This window comes from Lysobacter ciconiae, from assembly GCF_015209725.1.
GTDB lineage: Bacteria > Pseudomonadota > Gammaproteobacteria > Xanthomonadales > Xanthomonadaceae > Novilysobacter > Novilysobacter ciconiae.
The window spans coordinates 1,701,310-1,713,893 of record NZ_CP063656.1 but is presented as its reverse complement, the minus strand read 5'-3'; the positions used below and the strand labels follow the sequence as shown (position 1 = coordinate 1,713,893).

Annotated in this window: 16 protein-coding genes; 5 read left to right on the top strand and 11 right to left on the bottom strand. The window is 67.7% G+C overall.

The window, feature by feature from the left end; translation table 11 throughout:
• Positions 1-2: 2 nt before the first annotated feature.
• The 10 genes from kynU to asnS are packed head-to-tail and all read right to left on the bottom strand — an operon-like array spanning position 3 to position 8,291.
• On the bottom strand, positions 3-1,277 hold the full coding sequence (gene kynU / locus INQ41_RS07815) for a kynureninase (RefSeq protein ID WP_193983386.1): 1,275 nt from the start codon (positions 1,275-1,277) through the stop codon (positions 3-5).
• Positions 1,278-1,321: 44 nt separating this feature from the next.
• On the bottom strand, positions 1,322-2,347 hold the full coding sequence (locus INQ41_RS07810) for an amidohydrolase family protein (protein WP_193983384.1): 1,026 nt from the start codon (positions 2,345-2,347) through the stop codon (positions 1,322-1,324).
• 22 nt (positions 2,348-2,369) lie between these two features.
• Entirely contained in the window at positions 2,370-2,915 is a 546-nt protein-coding gene (locus INQ41_RS07805; RefSeq protein WP_193983382.1) for a 3-hydroxyanthranilate 3,4-dioxygenase, read from the bottom strand.
• Positions 2,916-2,917: 2 nt separating this feature from the next.
• On the bottom strand, positions 2,918-3,343 hold the full coding sequence (locus tag INQ41_RS07800) for a RidA family protein (protein ID WP_193983380.1): 426 nt from the start codon (positions 3,341-3,343) through the stop codon (positions 2,918-2,920).
• 1 nt (position 3,344) lies between these two features.
• Positions 3,345-4,007 (bottom strand): carbonate dehydratase, encoded by a 663-nt coding sequence (gene can / locus INQ41_RS07795; protein WP_193983378.1) that lies wholly within the window; start codon positions 4,005-4,007, stop codon positions 3,345-3,347.
• Between the two features lie 7 nt (positions 4,008-4,014).
• A complete protein-coding gene (locus INQ41_RS07790) occupies positions 4,015-5,433 on the bottom strand; it encodes an aldehyde dehydrogenase (protein WP_193983376.1) in 1,419 nt (472 codons plus the stop codon).
• Positions 5,434-5,459: 26 nt separating this feature from the next.
• Positions 5,460-6,248, bottom strand: a complete 789-nt coding sequence (locus INQ41_RS07785) for an SDR family oxidoreductase (protein WP_193983374.1) — start codon at positions 6,246-6,248, stop codon at positions 5,460-5,462.
• Positions 6,249-6,260: 12 nt separating this feature from the next.
• Positions 6,261-6,560: a hypothetical protein gene (locus tag INQ41_RS07780; RefSeq protein WP_193983372.1), complete on the bottom strand. Its 300-nt coding sequence runs from the start codon at positions 6,558-6,560 to the stop codon at positions 6,261-6,263.
• Positions 6,557-6,862, bottom strand: coding sequence for a hypothetical protein (locus INQ41_RS07775; RefSeq protein WP_193983370.1), 306 nt, complete (start codon positions 6,860-6,862; stop codon positions 6,557-6,559). The genes INQ41_RS07780 and INQ41_RS07775 overlap by 4 nt, the downstream gene beginning before the upstream one ends.
• Positions 6,863-6,890: 28 nt before the next feature.
• Positions 6,891-8,291 carry an asparagine--tRNA ligase gene (asnS, locus tag INQ41_RS07770; protein WP_193983368.1) on the bottom strand — a complete coding sequence of 467 codons (1,401 nt, stop codon included), beginning with the start codon at positions 8,289-8,291 and terminating at the stop codon, positions 6,891-6,893.
• 144 nt (positions 8,292-8,435) lie between these two features.
• Between asnS and INQ41_RS07765 the strand changes: the two genes are divergently transcribed.
• From INQ41_RS07765 to INQ41_RS07745, 5 genes are all read left to right on the top strand, one after another.
• On the top strand, positions 8,436-8,774 hold the full coding sequence (locus INQ41_RS07765; RefSeq protein ID WP_193983366.1) for a HesB/IscA family protein: 339 nt from the start codon (positions 8,436-8,438) through the stop codon (positions 8,772-8,774).
• A gap of 146 nt (positions 8,775-8,920) precedes the next feature.
• A complete protein-coding gene (gene rpsF, locus INQ41_RS07760) occupies positions 8,921-9,379 on the top strand; it encodes a 30S ribosomal protein S6 (protein WP_193983364.1) in 459 nt (152 codons plus the stop codon).
• 36 nt (positions 9,380-9,415) lie between these two features.
• Positions 9,416-9,646, top strand: coding sequence for a 30S ribosomal protein S18 (gene rpsR, locus INQ41_RS07755; RefSeq protein ID WP_043959664.1), 231 nt, complete (start codon positions 9,416-9,418; stop codon positions 9,644-9,646).
• Positions 9,647-9,742: 96 nt separating this feature from the next.
• Positions 9,743-10,195, top strand: a complete 453-nt coding sequence (rplI, locus tag INQ41_RS07750) for a 50S ribosomal protein L9 (RefSeq protein ID WP_193983362.1) — start codon at positions 9,743-9,745, stop codon at positions 10,193-10,195.
• 276 nt (positions 10,196-10,471) lie between these two features.
• Entirely contained in the window at positions 10,472-11,896 is a 1,425-nt protein-coding gene (locus tag INQ41_RS07745; protein WP_193983360.1) for a replicative DNA helicase, read from the top strand.
• 2 nt (positions 11,897-11,898) lie between these two features.
• On the opposite strand, the gene INQ41_RS07740 is transcribed toward INQ41_RS07745, so the two are convergent.
• Positions 11,899-12,561 (bottom strand): class I SAM-dependent methyltransferase, encoded by a 663-nt coding sequence (locus INQ41_RS07740; RefSeq protein ID WP_193983358.1) that lies wholly within the window; start codon positions 12,559-12,561, stop codon positions 11,899-11,901.
• Between the last annotated feature and the right edge of the window lie 23 nt (positions 12,562-12,584).

Sequence of the window (12,584 nt, the reverse complement as noted above, 5' to 3'; positions counted from 1 at the left end):
GGTCAGCGGGTCTTCCGCCACGCGTCCACGCCGTCGGCGAAGCGCAGGACGTCGTGATGGGTGTTGTAGAGCGGGGCGGGGGAGATGCGGATCACGTCGGGCTCGCGCCAGTCACCGAGCACGCCGTTGGCCGCCAGATGGTCGAACAGCGAGCGGCCCTCGTCGCGTCCGCCGCGCACGCGGAGCGACAGCTGGCAGCCGCGCTCGGCCGGGTCGGCCGGGCTCAGCACCTCCAGGGTGTCGGCCAGGCGCTGCTGGATCAGCGACTCCAGATAACCGGTCAGGCGCAGGGATTTTTCCCGCAGCGCCGGCATGCCGACCTGATCGAACAGGTCCAGCGACGCGCGCAGTGGCGCCAGCCCGAGGATCGGCGGATTGCTCAGCTGCCAGCCCTCCGCGCCCGGCGTCGGCTGGAAGTCGGGACCCATCTGGAAACGCGTAGCCGCGTCGTGGCCCCACCAGCCGGCAAAACGCGGCGCATCGGTCCGAGCGTGGCGTTCGTGGACGAAACAGCCGGCGACCGCGCCCGGCCCGCTGTTGAGGTACTTGTAGTGGCACCAGACCGCGAAATCGACGTCGCTGTCGTGCAGTTCCAGCGGGATGTTGCCGACCGCGTGGGCGAGGTCGACGCCGCACAGCGCGCCCTGCGCATGGGCGATGCGGGTGATTTCGGTGACGTCGAAGGCCTGGCCGGTGCGGTACTGGACGCCCGGCCAGAGCACCAGCGCCAGGCGATGGCCGTGCTCGGTGATTGCCTGCTCGATCGCCGCCATCGAGAACAACCCGCCCGGCAAGTCGGCGGCGACTTCGATCAGGTCCGTGCCCGGGTCGAACCCGTGGAAGGCGATCTGCGATTCGACCGCGTAGCGATCGCTGGGAAACGAGCCGGCCTCGATCAGGATCGCCGGGCGCTCGGCTGTCGGCCGGTAGAAGCTGACCATCATCAGATGCAGGTTGGCGGTCAGCGAGTTCATCGCGACCACTTCCTCGGGCTGCGCGCCGACGATCCGCGCCAGCGGCTCGCGCATCAGCTGGTGGTAGCGCATCCACTGCGAGTTGCCGCGGAAATGGCCTTCGACCGCTTCCATCGACCACTTGTCCAGCACGTCCTCGACCTGGGCACGCACGCCGCGCGGCTGCAGGCCCAGCGAGTTGCCGACGAAGTAGGCCTGGTCGCCGTCCGCGTGCTGCGGGATGTGGAACTGCGCGCGCAAGGTGGGCAGCGGATCGGCCGCGTCGAGGGCGAAAGCGTGCTCGGAGGAGTGAAGTTCGGTCATCAGGTCGTGGATCCCAACAGGTGAGGGCGCGCGCTCGGCGCGAGTCATTCGAAACGCGACTTCGGCAGGCCAAGCCATTCCAGCGCGGTGCCGTGGTACAGGCGTTGTTGTTCTTTTTCCGCCAGGCCGAGCGCGTCGATGGCGGCGCCCGGCGACTGCTCGCCCAGCGGGAAGGGATAGTCGGTGCCCAGCATCACGCGGTCGACCCCGCAGGTGTCGAGCAGGTAGCGCAGCGCGGCATCGTCGGCGACCCAGGAATCGAAGTACAGCCGGCGCAGGTACTCGCGCGGGTTGCGCGGATTGTCGGTGGCGACCAGATCGGGGCGCATGTTGAAGCCGTGCTCGATGCGGCCGATCGTGTACGGGAAACTACCGCCGCCGTGGGCCAGGCAGACCTTCAGCTTCGGCAGCCGCTCCAGCACGCCGCCGAACACGAGGCAGCAGGCGGCGCGCGACTGTTCGGCGGGCATGCCCACCAGCCACGGCAGCCAGTACTTGGGCATGCTCGCGGTGCCCATCATGTCCCACGGATGCACCAGGATCGCCGCGCCCAGTTCGCTGGCGGCCTGGAAGAACTCGAACAGCTCGGGCGCGTCCAGGTTCCAGTGTTCGTCAGGCGACCTGCTCACGTGGCTGCCGATCTGCACGCCCTGCAGGCCGAGCTGATCCATGCAGCGCTCCAGCTCCTGCACCGCCAGGCGCGGCGACTGCAGCGGCACGGTTCCGATGCCCGCGTAATGGCGCGGGTAGTCGCGACACGTCGCCGCCATGTGGTCGTTGAGCGCCTGGTGCAGCTCCAGCGCGTGATGCGGCCGCGCCCAGTAGGAGAACATCACCGGCACCGTGCTCAGCACCTGCACCTGCACGCCGAAGCTGGCGTAGTCGTCGATGCGTTCCTGCGGGTCCCAGGTCTTGGACCAGATTTCGCGGAAGAATTTGCCGTCCTTATAGATCCGGTGACGCCCGTCCTCGGTGTGGTGGATTACCGGAAACCGCAGGTCGCCGTACTTGCGCGCGAGGTCGGGCCAGTTCTGCGGCAGGTAGTGGGCGTGGGTGTCGATCTTGAGCATGGGAGCAGTCTATCCGCCCGGCTCAGGTGTCCGGCATCACGTACTTGTCGGGGGCCGGGTTAAGGTGCCCGCACTGCCCGCAGCTGCGATGTTCGGTGGACGCGTAGAAGCGGTCGAACACCGGCGGCAGGTCGATTTCGATGTCCTGCAGGTGGAAGAACTCCTCGTAGAGCTTGTGGTTGCAGCGCTCGCAGAACCACATCAGGCCGTCGTCCTCGTGCGCCAGGCGGCGGCGCTCGATCACCACCCCGATCGAGTCGGGCATCCGCTGCGGGGAGTGCGGGACACGCGGCGGCAACAGGAACATCTCGCCGGCCCGGATCGGGATGTCGCGCGGCGCCATCACCCCGTCCGCGTTGGTCTCCTGGATGCGCAAGACCATCTCGCCTTCGAGCTGGAAGAACCACTCGGGCCCCTCGTCGAAGTGGTAGTCAGTGCGCACGTTCGGACCGCCGACGACCATCACGATGAAGTCGCCGTCGTAGACGACCTTGTTGCCCACCGGCGGCTTCAGCAGGTGGCGGTGTTCCTCGATCCAGGCCTGCAGGTTCAGGGGATTGGGCAGCATGGTCAGTCCTCCACGACAGCGATGCACTTCAGTTCGATGGCGATCGGCGTGGGCAGGGCATCAACGCCCACCGTGGTCCGGCACGGCGCGCTGCCTGCGTCCGGAAAGTGCTCGGCCCAGATCGCGTTGAAGGTGTGGAAGTCCGAATCCATCCGGGTCAGGTAGACGGTGACGTCCACCAGGTCCTCCCAGCGCGCGCCGCTGGCGGCGAGCACCGCGCGCACGTTGGCAAAGGTCGCCAGCACCTGCGCGCGGATGTCGTGCGAGACCAGCCCGCCTTCGGCGTCCACCACGTTGCCCGGCACCGTGTTGTCGACCGGGTTGCGCGGGCCGATGCCGGACAGGAACAGCAGTCCGCCGACGCGCCGCGCATGCGGGTAATGGCCCACCGCACGCGGCGCCGCATCCGCCTGCACCCCGGTCGCCATCTCAGCGGTCCTCGCGGTCGGCGTAGATGCGCGCCAGCGCGGCCGAATGGCGCGCGGGCATGGTGTCGAGGTTGTCCATGTCGATGCCCAGGTCGTGCACGCGCCCATCGCGCAGGGTGTAGACCCAGCCGTGCACGGCGAGCGGCTGGCCGCGCTCCCAGCAATCGCGCACTACCGTGGAATGGCAGACGTTGATGACCTGCTCCAGCACGTTCAGCTCGCACAGGCGGTCATGGCGCAGCTCCTCGCTGCACAGCTGGCTGAGGAAGGATGCGTGGGTTTCGGCGACGTTGGTGACGTGCCGGATCCAGTTGTCCGACAGGCCCACGCGCTGGTCGGTCAGCGCCGCGTGCACGCCGCCGCAGCCGTAATGGCCGACCACCAGGATGTGCTTGACCTTCAGCACGTCCACGGCGAACTGGATCACCGACAGGCAGTTGAGATCGCTCTGCACCACCACGTTGGCGATGTTGCGGTGGACGAAGACCTCGCCGGGGGCGACGTCGATGATCTGGTTGGCCGGTACGCGCGAGTCGGAGCAGCCGATCCACAGGTATTCGGGCGCCTGCTGGCGCGACAGGCGTTCAAAGAAGGTCGGGTCTTCGGCGCGGATGCGCTCGGCCCATTGGGTGTTCCTGCGCAGCAGTTCGGGGATCGAATTCATCGTGTCTCTAGTCCAGGTGGATGCCGACGTTGCGCACGTCGGTAAAGAATCGCATGGCCTCCAGGCCGCCTTCGCGGCCGAGGCCGGATGCACCGCTGCCGCCAAACGGCGTGCGCAGGTCGCGCTGCATCCAGGTGTTGATCCAGACCACCCCGGCGCGCAGTTGCGCAGCCAAGCGGTGGGCGCGGTTGAGGTCGCGCGTCCACACCGACGCGGCCAGGCCGTAATCGCCGGCGTTGGCCAGCGCCAGCGCGTGCGAATCGTCGTCGAAAGGCTGCAAGGTGACGACGGGGCCGAAGATTTCCTCGCGGTTGGTCGCGCAGTCCGGGCCCAGGCCTTCCAGCACGGTCGGGCCGATGAACCAACCCGCCAGCTCCAGCGCCTGGCCGCCGCACAGCACGGTGGCGCCTTCCCGGCGCGCGCGGTCGATCGCGGCGGTGACCTTGTCGAAGTGGACCTGCGACACCAGCGGTCCCAGATCGGTGTCGGGACGCTGCGGGTCGCCGACGCGCAGCGCGTTGGCGCGTTCAACCAGCGCGTCGCGGAATTCGGGATAGATACTGCGTTCGACCAGCATGCGCGAACCGCACAGGCAGATCTGGCCGGAGTTCTGGAAGGCGGAGCGCACCAGCAGGTCGAGATTCCTGCGCCAGTCGCTGTCGGCGAATACCAGGGTCGGATTCTTGCCGCCCAGCTCCAGCGACGTCCGGCGCAGCAGCGGGCCGGTCAACCCGGCGATGCGGCGGCCAACGGTGGTGCTGCCGGTGAAGGTCACCGCCTTGATCTGCGGGTGTGTCACCAGCGGCTCGCCGACCCCAGCGCCCGTGCCGTGGACGATGTTCAGCACGCCGGCCGGAAACCCGATCGACGCCGCCAGCTCGCCCAGCATCGTCGCCGTCAGCGGGGTGACTTCCGAGGGCTTGGCGACGACCGTGTTGCCGGCCGCCAGCGCGGGCGCGATCTTCCAGGTCAGCAGGTACAGCGGCAGGTTCCACGGCGTGATCGCCGCGACCACGCCAAGCGGCGGGCGCAGCGTGTAGTTCAGCCCGGCCTGGCCGTGATGGGATTCGCTGGCGAACTGGGTTGCCGCATGGGCGAAGAACCGCAGGTTGCTGACCGCGCGCGGCACTTCGATCTCGCGCGCCAAGCGGATGGGCTTGCCACCGTCGCGGCATTCGGCCGCCGCGAAATCCTCCAGCCGGTCCTCCAGCGCTGTGGCCAGCCTAGCCAGCCACGCGGCGCGCTCGGTGCTGGGCAGCGCCGACCAGTGCGGAAACGCGTCGGACGCGGCCGCTACCGCGCGATCAACGGTTCCGCTGTCGCCGGCCGCGACGCCCGCAAATACCTCGCCGGTGGCGGGATTGGCGACATCGATCCGCGTCTCGGCGTGTTCGGCCTGGCCGTTGATCCAGTGGGGCAGCTGCATCCGGGAAGCTTACCGCTGCGCCGCGGTCACAACGAGCGCGTGCGGCCGCCGTCCACCGGCAGGTTGACCCCGGTGATGTAGGCCGCCGCCGGCGAGCACAGGAAGGCGATGGCCGCCGCGGTCTCCTCGGGGCGGGCGAACCGGCCCATCGGGATCTCCTCGACCATGTCGCTGTAGACATCGGCGCGCGAGCGGCCGCTGCGCTGCATCGTGGTCTCGATGATCTGGTCGATGCGCGGGGTCTGGGTCGAGCCCGGCAGGACGTTGTTGACGGTGATGCCCCGCGGGGCCAGCTCAGTGGCCAGGGTCTTGGCCCAGCTGGCGACCGCCCAGCGCGTGGTGTTGGACACGCCCAGGCCCTGGATGGGCTCCTTCACCGAGGTCGAGATGACGTTCACGATGCGGCCGTAGCTGTCGCTTTCCATGCCCGGGATCACCGCCTCGGTGACGACATGGTTGGCCAGCAGGTGCTGGCGCAACGCGACCTCGAAGGCGACCACGTCGGTGCCGTGCACGCTGCCCGGCGGCGGGCCGCCGCTGTTGTTGACCAGGATGTGGACCGGTTTGCCGGCCACCAGCGCCTGCACCTGTGCCTGGAGCGCGTCGATGTCCTCGGAGTCCGCCGCCAGCCAGCCGTGGGACTGTGTTGTCTGCGGTCGCGGCAGTTCGGCCGACAGCTCCAGCAGCAGCTGGCCGCGACGCGCCACCATGGTGACGTCCGCGCCCAGCGTCGCCAGCGCCCGCGCCGTCGCCAGGCCGATGCCCTGTGACGCGCCACGCACCAGGGCGTGGCGACCGGTGAGGTTGAGGTCCATGTCGCTCTCCTGTCAGTGGGCGCGCGGCAGCGTCTGGACCATCAGCGCGCGCAGGCGGTCATCGTCCTCAGCGTACGGAACCACCAGTTCATCCAGCGCGAAACCGCGGTCGGCGGCGTCCTCGGCGTCCATCCCGTCGAGCGCGGCGAACTCCGCGTCCATCAGCGCCGCCCTGGCGGTGTCGGGGCTGTCGTAGGACAACGTGTTGCCGTCACTGTCCAGCACTTCCGCCGTCCCGGCGTCCAGCTCGCGCAGACGCGCCCAGACGATCGTGCGCCCCAGCGCCGCCAGCCACCACTGGTCATTGTTCATGGCATCACCGTCGCAATCGCGTACAGCACGCCCGAGCTCACCAGCCCGGCAAGGATGGTCAGCAGCGATATCCGCGCCGGCGCTGCCAGTCCGCTCAGGTTGCGGTCGCCGGCGGCGCGGTATCCGCCGCGCATCAGCCACGCCCACGCCGACGGGCTGATGAAGGCGCTGGGCCCGAACTCCGCCAGCAGCTCCGGCTGCCGGTCGCGCATGTGCACCAGCGTCAGCGGCCAGAAGATCACGAACGCCGTCGCGCCGGCGATGGCGGCCGCCAGGCAGAGCAGGGCGAAGAACAGGATCACCGGCGGTCACCTCGTAGCGTATTCGGCATCAGAATTCCGCCTGGCCCGGCGCACGCGGGAAGGCGATCGCGTCGCGGATGTTGGTCAGCCCGCAGACGTACACCACCAGCCGCTCGAAGCCCAGACCGAAGCCGGCATGCGGCACGGAACCGTAGCGGCGGAAGTCGCGGTACCACTGGTAGGTCTCCGGATCCAGGCCGAACTGGGCCATGCGCTTGTCCAGCACGTCCAGGCGTTCCTCACGCTGGCTGCCGCCGATGATCTCGCCGATGCCCGGTGCCAGCACGTCCATCGCCGCCACCGTTTTGCCATCGTCGTTCAGGCGCATATAGAACGCCTTGATCTGCTCGGGGTAGTTGGTGACCACTACCGGCCGGCCCACGTGCTGCTCGGTCAGCCAGCGCTCGTGCTCCGTCTGCAGGTCCAGGCCCCACTCGACCGGGAACTCGAACTTGTGCCCGGACTTCTGCAGCAGGCTCACCGCGTCGGTGTAGTCGATCTGCTCGAAGGGCGCGTTGATGAAGCCTTCCAGGCGGGTGATCGCGTCCTTCTGCACGCGCTCGGCGATGAAGGCCATGTCGTCGCCGCGCTCGTCCAGCACCGCGCGGAACAGGTATTTCAGGAACTCCTCGGCCACGCGCGCGTCCTCGGCCAGGTCGGCGAAGGCGATTTCCGGCTCCACCATCCAGAACTCGGCCAGGTGGCGGGTGGTGTGGGAATTCTCGGCGCGGAAGGTCGGCCCGAAGGTGTAGACCTTGCTCAGGGCCAGCGCGTAGGCCTCGGCGTTGAGCTGGCCGGACACGGTCAGGAAGGTCTCCTGGCCGAAGAAGTCGCGGCTGAAGTCCACGCCGCCGGCCTTGTTGCGTGGCGCGTTGGCCATGTCCAGCGTGGACACGCGGAACATCTGGCCGGCACCTTCAGCATCGGAGGTGGTGATGATCGGCGTGCTGATCCAGAAGTAGCCGTCTTCGTGGAAGTAGCGGTGCACCGCCTGGGCCAGGCAGTGGCGGATGCGGGTGACCGCACCGAACAGGTTGGTGCGCGGCCGCAGGTGGGCGACCTCGCGCAGGAACTCCAGCGAGTGCGCCTTGGGCTGGATCGGGTAGGTCTCCGGGTCATCCACCCAGCCCACCACTTCAACGCTCTCGGCGCGGATCTCGAAGCCCTGGCCCTTGCCCTGCGAGGCGACCAGCTCGCCGGTGACGATCACCGAGCAGCCGGCGGTGAGGTGCTTCACCTCGCTGTCGTAGTTGGCCAGCGTATTGGGCGCAACGACCTGGATGGGCGAGAAGCAGGAGCCATCGCTGACATTGACGAAGCTCAGGCCGGCTTTCGAGTCGCGCCGGGTGCGCACCCAGCCGCGGACCGTGATCTCGCCGCCCACCGGCAACTTGCCGGCCAGCGCGTGTTCGATGCTGATAATGGTCATGCTCGCACCGCCGTCATGCCTTGAATCCTTGCCTGTTGGGGCCAATATTGAAAGCGTTGGAGTTTACCGGAGAGCTTGCGTGAACGCCGATCCGGCCCCGTCGCCACTCCCCGGTATCATGGCCCCATCGCAGCAGGAGATTTCATGAGCATCACCCTGACACCCGCCGCGCTGGCACGCGTCCAGCGCTTCCTCGCCGAGAGCCCCGACGCCATCGGCCTTCGCTTCGGTGCCAAGAAAACCGGCTGTTCGGGCTGGCAGCACTTCGCCGACCTGGCCACCGACGAGCGCGCCGGCGACAGCGTGTACGAAGACGGCGGCGTGAAGATCTACGTCGACATGCTGAGCCTGCCCCAGGTGGACGGCACCCAGATCGACGTGGTCAAGCATCGCCTCGGCGACCAGTTCATGTTCCGCAACCCCAATGCCAACGCCGAATGCGGCTGCGGCGAGAGCTTCACGACGTCCGCCGACCTGGCCTGATCGTCGCCCCGCTGGTTGCGGTGCCATAAAGCTGCGATAATTCGCGGCTTCCCTCGGCCTTGCCGACGGGAACCTTGCCCCACCGTGCCATATCGGTTGCGGGGGGCTGACCGGTCGCAAGACCGACATCCACAAGGACACCACACATGCGTCATTACGAAATCGTGTTCCTGGTCCACCCCGACCAGAGCGAGCAGGTGCCTGCCATGATCGAGCGCTACAAGGGCGTGATCGAGGCCGGCGAAGGCAAGGTCCACCGTCTGGAGGACTGGGGTCGCCGCCAGCTGGCGTACCCGATCGTCAACCTGGTCAAGGCCCATTACGTGCTCATGAACATCGAGTGCAGCCAGACCGTCCTGAACGAGCTGGTCGACAGCTTCCGCTTCAACGACGCGATCCTGCGCCACCTGGTGATCAAGCGCGACGAGGCCGACACCGAGCAGTCGCTGATCATGAAGTTCAAGGACGAGAAGAGCGACAAGCCGGAGCGTTCCGACCGGGGCGAGCGCCGTCGTCGTGACGACGACGATACCGATGGCGACGACAAGTCCGATGACAAGTCCGACGCCGACAAAGACGACGCAGACTCGTCCGACGCCGCCTAATCCGCCTGATCACGCCCCTCCAGGAGCAGCATTCCCATGTCCAAATTTTTCCGCCGCCGCAAGTTCTGCAAGTTCACCGCTGAAGGCGTGAAGGAGATCGATTACAAGGATCTCAACACCCTGCGCCAGAACATCACCGAGACCGGCAAGATCGTTCCCAGCCGCGTCACCGGCACCAAGGCGCGCTACCAGCGCCAGCTGGCCACGGCGATCAAGCGCGCGCGCTACCTCGCCCTGATCCCGTACACCGACAACCACAACGCCTGATCCCGGCGCCTCCGCCTGCGGAGGCAGGGCACGCGCCCGTTCGGACAGCCACAGTTGCGGGGCCTTTCGCCCCGCTAACGAATACGGAGCAACACCATGCAACTGATCCTCCTCCAAAGCGTGCAGAACCTGGGCCAGCTCGGCGACAAGGTCGACGTCAAGCCCGGCTACGGCCGCAACTACCTGGTGCCGCAGGGCAAGGCCACGCCGGCCACCGCCGCCAACCTGGCCGACTTCGAGGCGCGCCGCGCCGAGTACGAAGCCAAGGCCAAGGCGCAGCACGCCGACGCCGAGAGCCGCCAGGCCAAGCTGGAAGGTGCTGAAGTCACCATCCGCGCCAACGCATCCACCGAAGGCAAGCTGTACGGTTCGGTGACCACCCGCGACGTCGCCGAGGCGCTGACCAAGGCCGGCTACGCGGTCGAGAAGTCCGAGGTGATCATGGGCGAGGGCGCGATCCGCCACACCGGCACCTACGAGGTGGTCATCCACCTGCACGCCGATGTGGAGAGCACCGTCTCGGTGATCGTCGAAGGCGAGCTGGCCTGATCAAGGCCGCGGCCGGGCCTCAAGCCCGGTCCTCCAGATCGTCCGAGCGAAGGGCACCGCAAGGTGCCTTTCGCGTTTCCGCGATATAGATGCGGATCTCCAGCGTCGCGGTCGCGCCCGGTGCGACACCGCGGGGACAGGCTCGTGGGACGTTGTCCCGCGCTGTCCACCGGTTATCCACAGACTTGTCTGCAACCCTCCCGCTCGTCCGGCCCTAGGATGGGCGCTCGGCCGCGTCGACCGCGACGCGCGGCCCCTGTCAGGAATTTCCCCTCGATGAGTGCACGTCCCGGCTACCGCGGTGAACACCGCGGCGATTCCCGCTTCGAGAGCCGCGCCGACCAGCGGCTCGACCAGCTGCGCGTGCCGCCCCAGTCGATCGAGGCCGAGCAGGCGGTGCTAGGCGGATTGATGCTTGCGCCCGAGGCGTACGACATCGTCGGTGACAGCATCGGCGAGCACGACTTCTACCGCCGCGACCATCAGCTGATCTTCCGGGCGATCCGCGAGCTGGCCGAAAAGAGCAAGCCGTTCGACGCGGTCACGCTGGGCGAGTGGTTCGAGTCGATCGGCGAGGGCGAGCAGGTCGCCGGCGGCGCCTACCTGATCGAGCTGGCGAGCACGACCCCCTCGGCTGCCAACATCAAGGCCTACGCCGAGATCGTTCGCGACAAGGCGGTGCTGCGCAAATTGATCGAGGTCGGCACCACGATCGTCAACGACGGCTTCCAGCCCGAGGGGCGCGAGAGCAGCGAGATCCTGTCGGCGGCCGAGCAGCAGGTCTTTGCAATCGCCGAGGCTGGCGCACGCGGGCGCACCGATTTCACCGCGATCAACACCGCGCTGTCGGAAGCCTTCGACGTGCTGCAGACGCGCTACGCGGCGGGCGGCTCGGTCACCGGCCTGTCCACCGGCTACACCGAGCTGGACGAGATGACCGCCGGCCTGCAGCCGACCGACCTGCTGATCCTGGCGGCGCGCCCGGCGATGGGGAAAACCACGCTGGCACTCAATATCGCCGAGTACGCGGCGATCAAGAGCAAGAAGGCGGTCGCGGTGTTCTCGATGGAGATGTCGGCCAGCCAGCTCGCCTTGCGCCTGATTTCCTCCAACGGCCGCGTCAACGCGCAGCGCCTGCGCACCGGCCAGCTGGAGGACGAGGACTGGAGCCGGGTCACCAGCGCGATCCGGATGCTGAAGGAATCCAAGATCTTCATCGACGATACGCCCGGCCTGTCGCCCGACTCGCTGCGGGCCAAGGCGCGCCGTCTCAAGCGCGAGCACGACCTGGGCCTGGTGGTGGTCGACTACCTGCAGCTGATGGCGGTGCCGGGCAACACCGAGAACCGTGCGACGGAGATCTCGGAGATCTCCCGCTCGCTGAAGCACCTCGCCAAGGAACTCAACGTCCCGGTGATCGCGCTGTCCCAGCTCAACCGATCGCTGGAGACCCGCACCGACAAGCGCCCGGTGATGGCCGATCTGCGCGAGTCCGGCGCCATCGAGCAGGACGCGGACGTGATCATGTTCATCTACCGGGATGACTACTACAACAAGGAAAACTCGCCCGACAAGGGCCTGGCCGAGATCATCATCGGCAAGCAGCGAAACGGCCCGACCGGATCGATCAAGCTGAAATTCTTCGGCGAATACACGCGTTTCGACAACCTCTCGCACGACGCGGCGGGCAGCTTCGAATAACGTCAGTCACCGGCCCGCTTGCGGGCGGTGCAGAGGAAGTGCCGACCCCGCTGGATATGGATGTCGGTGAATCCTGCCTTCCGCAGGCCGCGTCGCATGCCGCCCACGGTCTGGAATGACTCGCAGCGCTGGTTGAACGGGAATCGCAGCTGCCTGCCGAGGCAATGGAAGAGCAGCCCGTTGGCCATGACATAGCCGCGAAACACGACATCGCGAAAATCGCCGCCGCGCAGCGATTGAACGAAGTGCAACCACGTCGTGGCAAACGGGTGCAGGGTCAGCCAGACCCGTCCGTTGGGAACCAGTACCCGCGCGATCTCGTCCAGCGATCGGCCAAGGTCGGAATACGGCAACGCGACGCGCGAAACCGCCAGGTCGAACGCCCCGTCCTGGAACGGCAGCCGTTCGGCCCTGCCGACGACGAAGTCAATGTGCGCGAACCGCCGGGCTCCGTAGTCCAAGCACTCACGGTCGACGTCCAGGCCCACCAGCCGCCGACCGGGCACGGTGCCGCACGCGGCGAGTGTCTGGCCGATGCCGCAGCCGATGTCCAGCACCGCACGGTCTGCGCCCCGCACGTCCGGCATCGCATGCAGCGGCGACTGCGGATCGAGCGCGATCGCCAGTTCGCGCAGGTGGTAGGCGAGGGCGGACGGATTGGCCATGCGGCGTGCGTTTCCCTTGGGTG

Bases quoted from the DNA above. Each gene is read 5' to 3' on its own strand.
- asnS (WP_193983368.1), bottom strand. From the start codon at position 8,291: ATGACCATTATCAGCATCGAACACGCGCTGGCCGGCAAGTTGCCGGTG.
- INQ41_RS07785 (WP_193983374.1), bottom strand. From the start codon at position 6,248: ATGGACCTCAACCTCACCGGTCGCCACGCCCTGGTGCGTGGCGCGTCA.
- rpsF (WP_193983364.1), top strand. From the start codon at position 8,921: ATGCGTCATTACGAAATCGTGTTCCTGGTCCACCCCGACCAGAGCGAG.
- kynU (WP_193983386.1), bottom strand. From the start codon at position 1,277: ATGACCGAACTTCACTCCTCCGAGCACGCTTTCGCCCTCGACGCGGCC.
- rpsR (WP_043959664.1), top strand. From the start codon at position 9,416: ATGTCCAAATTTTTCCGCCGCCGCAAGTTCTGCAAGTTCACCGCTGAA.
- INQ41_RS07780 (WP_193983372.1), bottom strand. From the start codon at position 6,560: ATGAACAATGACCAGTGGTGGCTGGCGGCGCTGGGGCGCACGATCGTC.
- INQ41_RS07740 (WP_193983358.1), bottom strand. From the start codon at position 12,561: ATGGCCAATCCGTCCGCCCTCGCCTACCACCTGCGCGAACTGGCGATC.
- INQ41_RS07790 (WP_193983376.1), bottom strand. From the start codon at position 5,433: ATGCAGCTGCCCCACTGGATCAACGGCCAGGCCGAACACGCCGAGACG.
- INQ41_RS07810 (WP_193983384.1), bottom strand. From the start codon at position 2,347: ATGCTCAAGATCGACACCCACGCCCACTACCTGCCGCAGAACTGGCCC.
- rplI (WP_193983362.1), top strand. From the start codon at position 9,743: ATGCAACTGATCCTCCTCCAAAGCGTGCAGAACCTGGGCCAGCTCGGC.
- INQ41_RS07765 (WP_193983366.1), top strand. From the start codon at position 8,436: ATGAGCATCACCCTGACACCCGCCGCGCTGGCACGCGTCCAGCGCTTC.
- INQ41_RS07805 (WP_193983382.1), bottom strand. From the start codon at position 2,915: ATGCTGCCCAATCCCCTGAACCTGCAGGCCTGGATCGAGGAACACCGC.
- can (WP_193983378.1), bottom strand. From the start codon at position 4,007: ATGAATTCGATCCCCGAACTGCTGCGCAGGAACACCCAATGGGCCGAG.
- INQ41_RS07745 (WP_193983360.1), top strand. From the start codon at position 10,472: ATGAGTGCACGTCCCGGCTACCGCGGTGAACACCGCGGCGATTCCCGC.
- INQ41_RS07800 (WP_193983380.1), bottom strand. From the start codon at position 3,343: ATGGCGACCGGGGTGCAGGCGGATGCGGCGCCGCGTGCGGTGGGCCAT.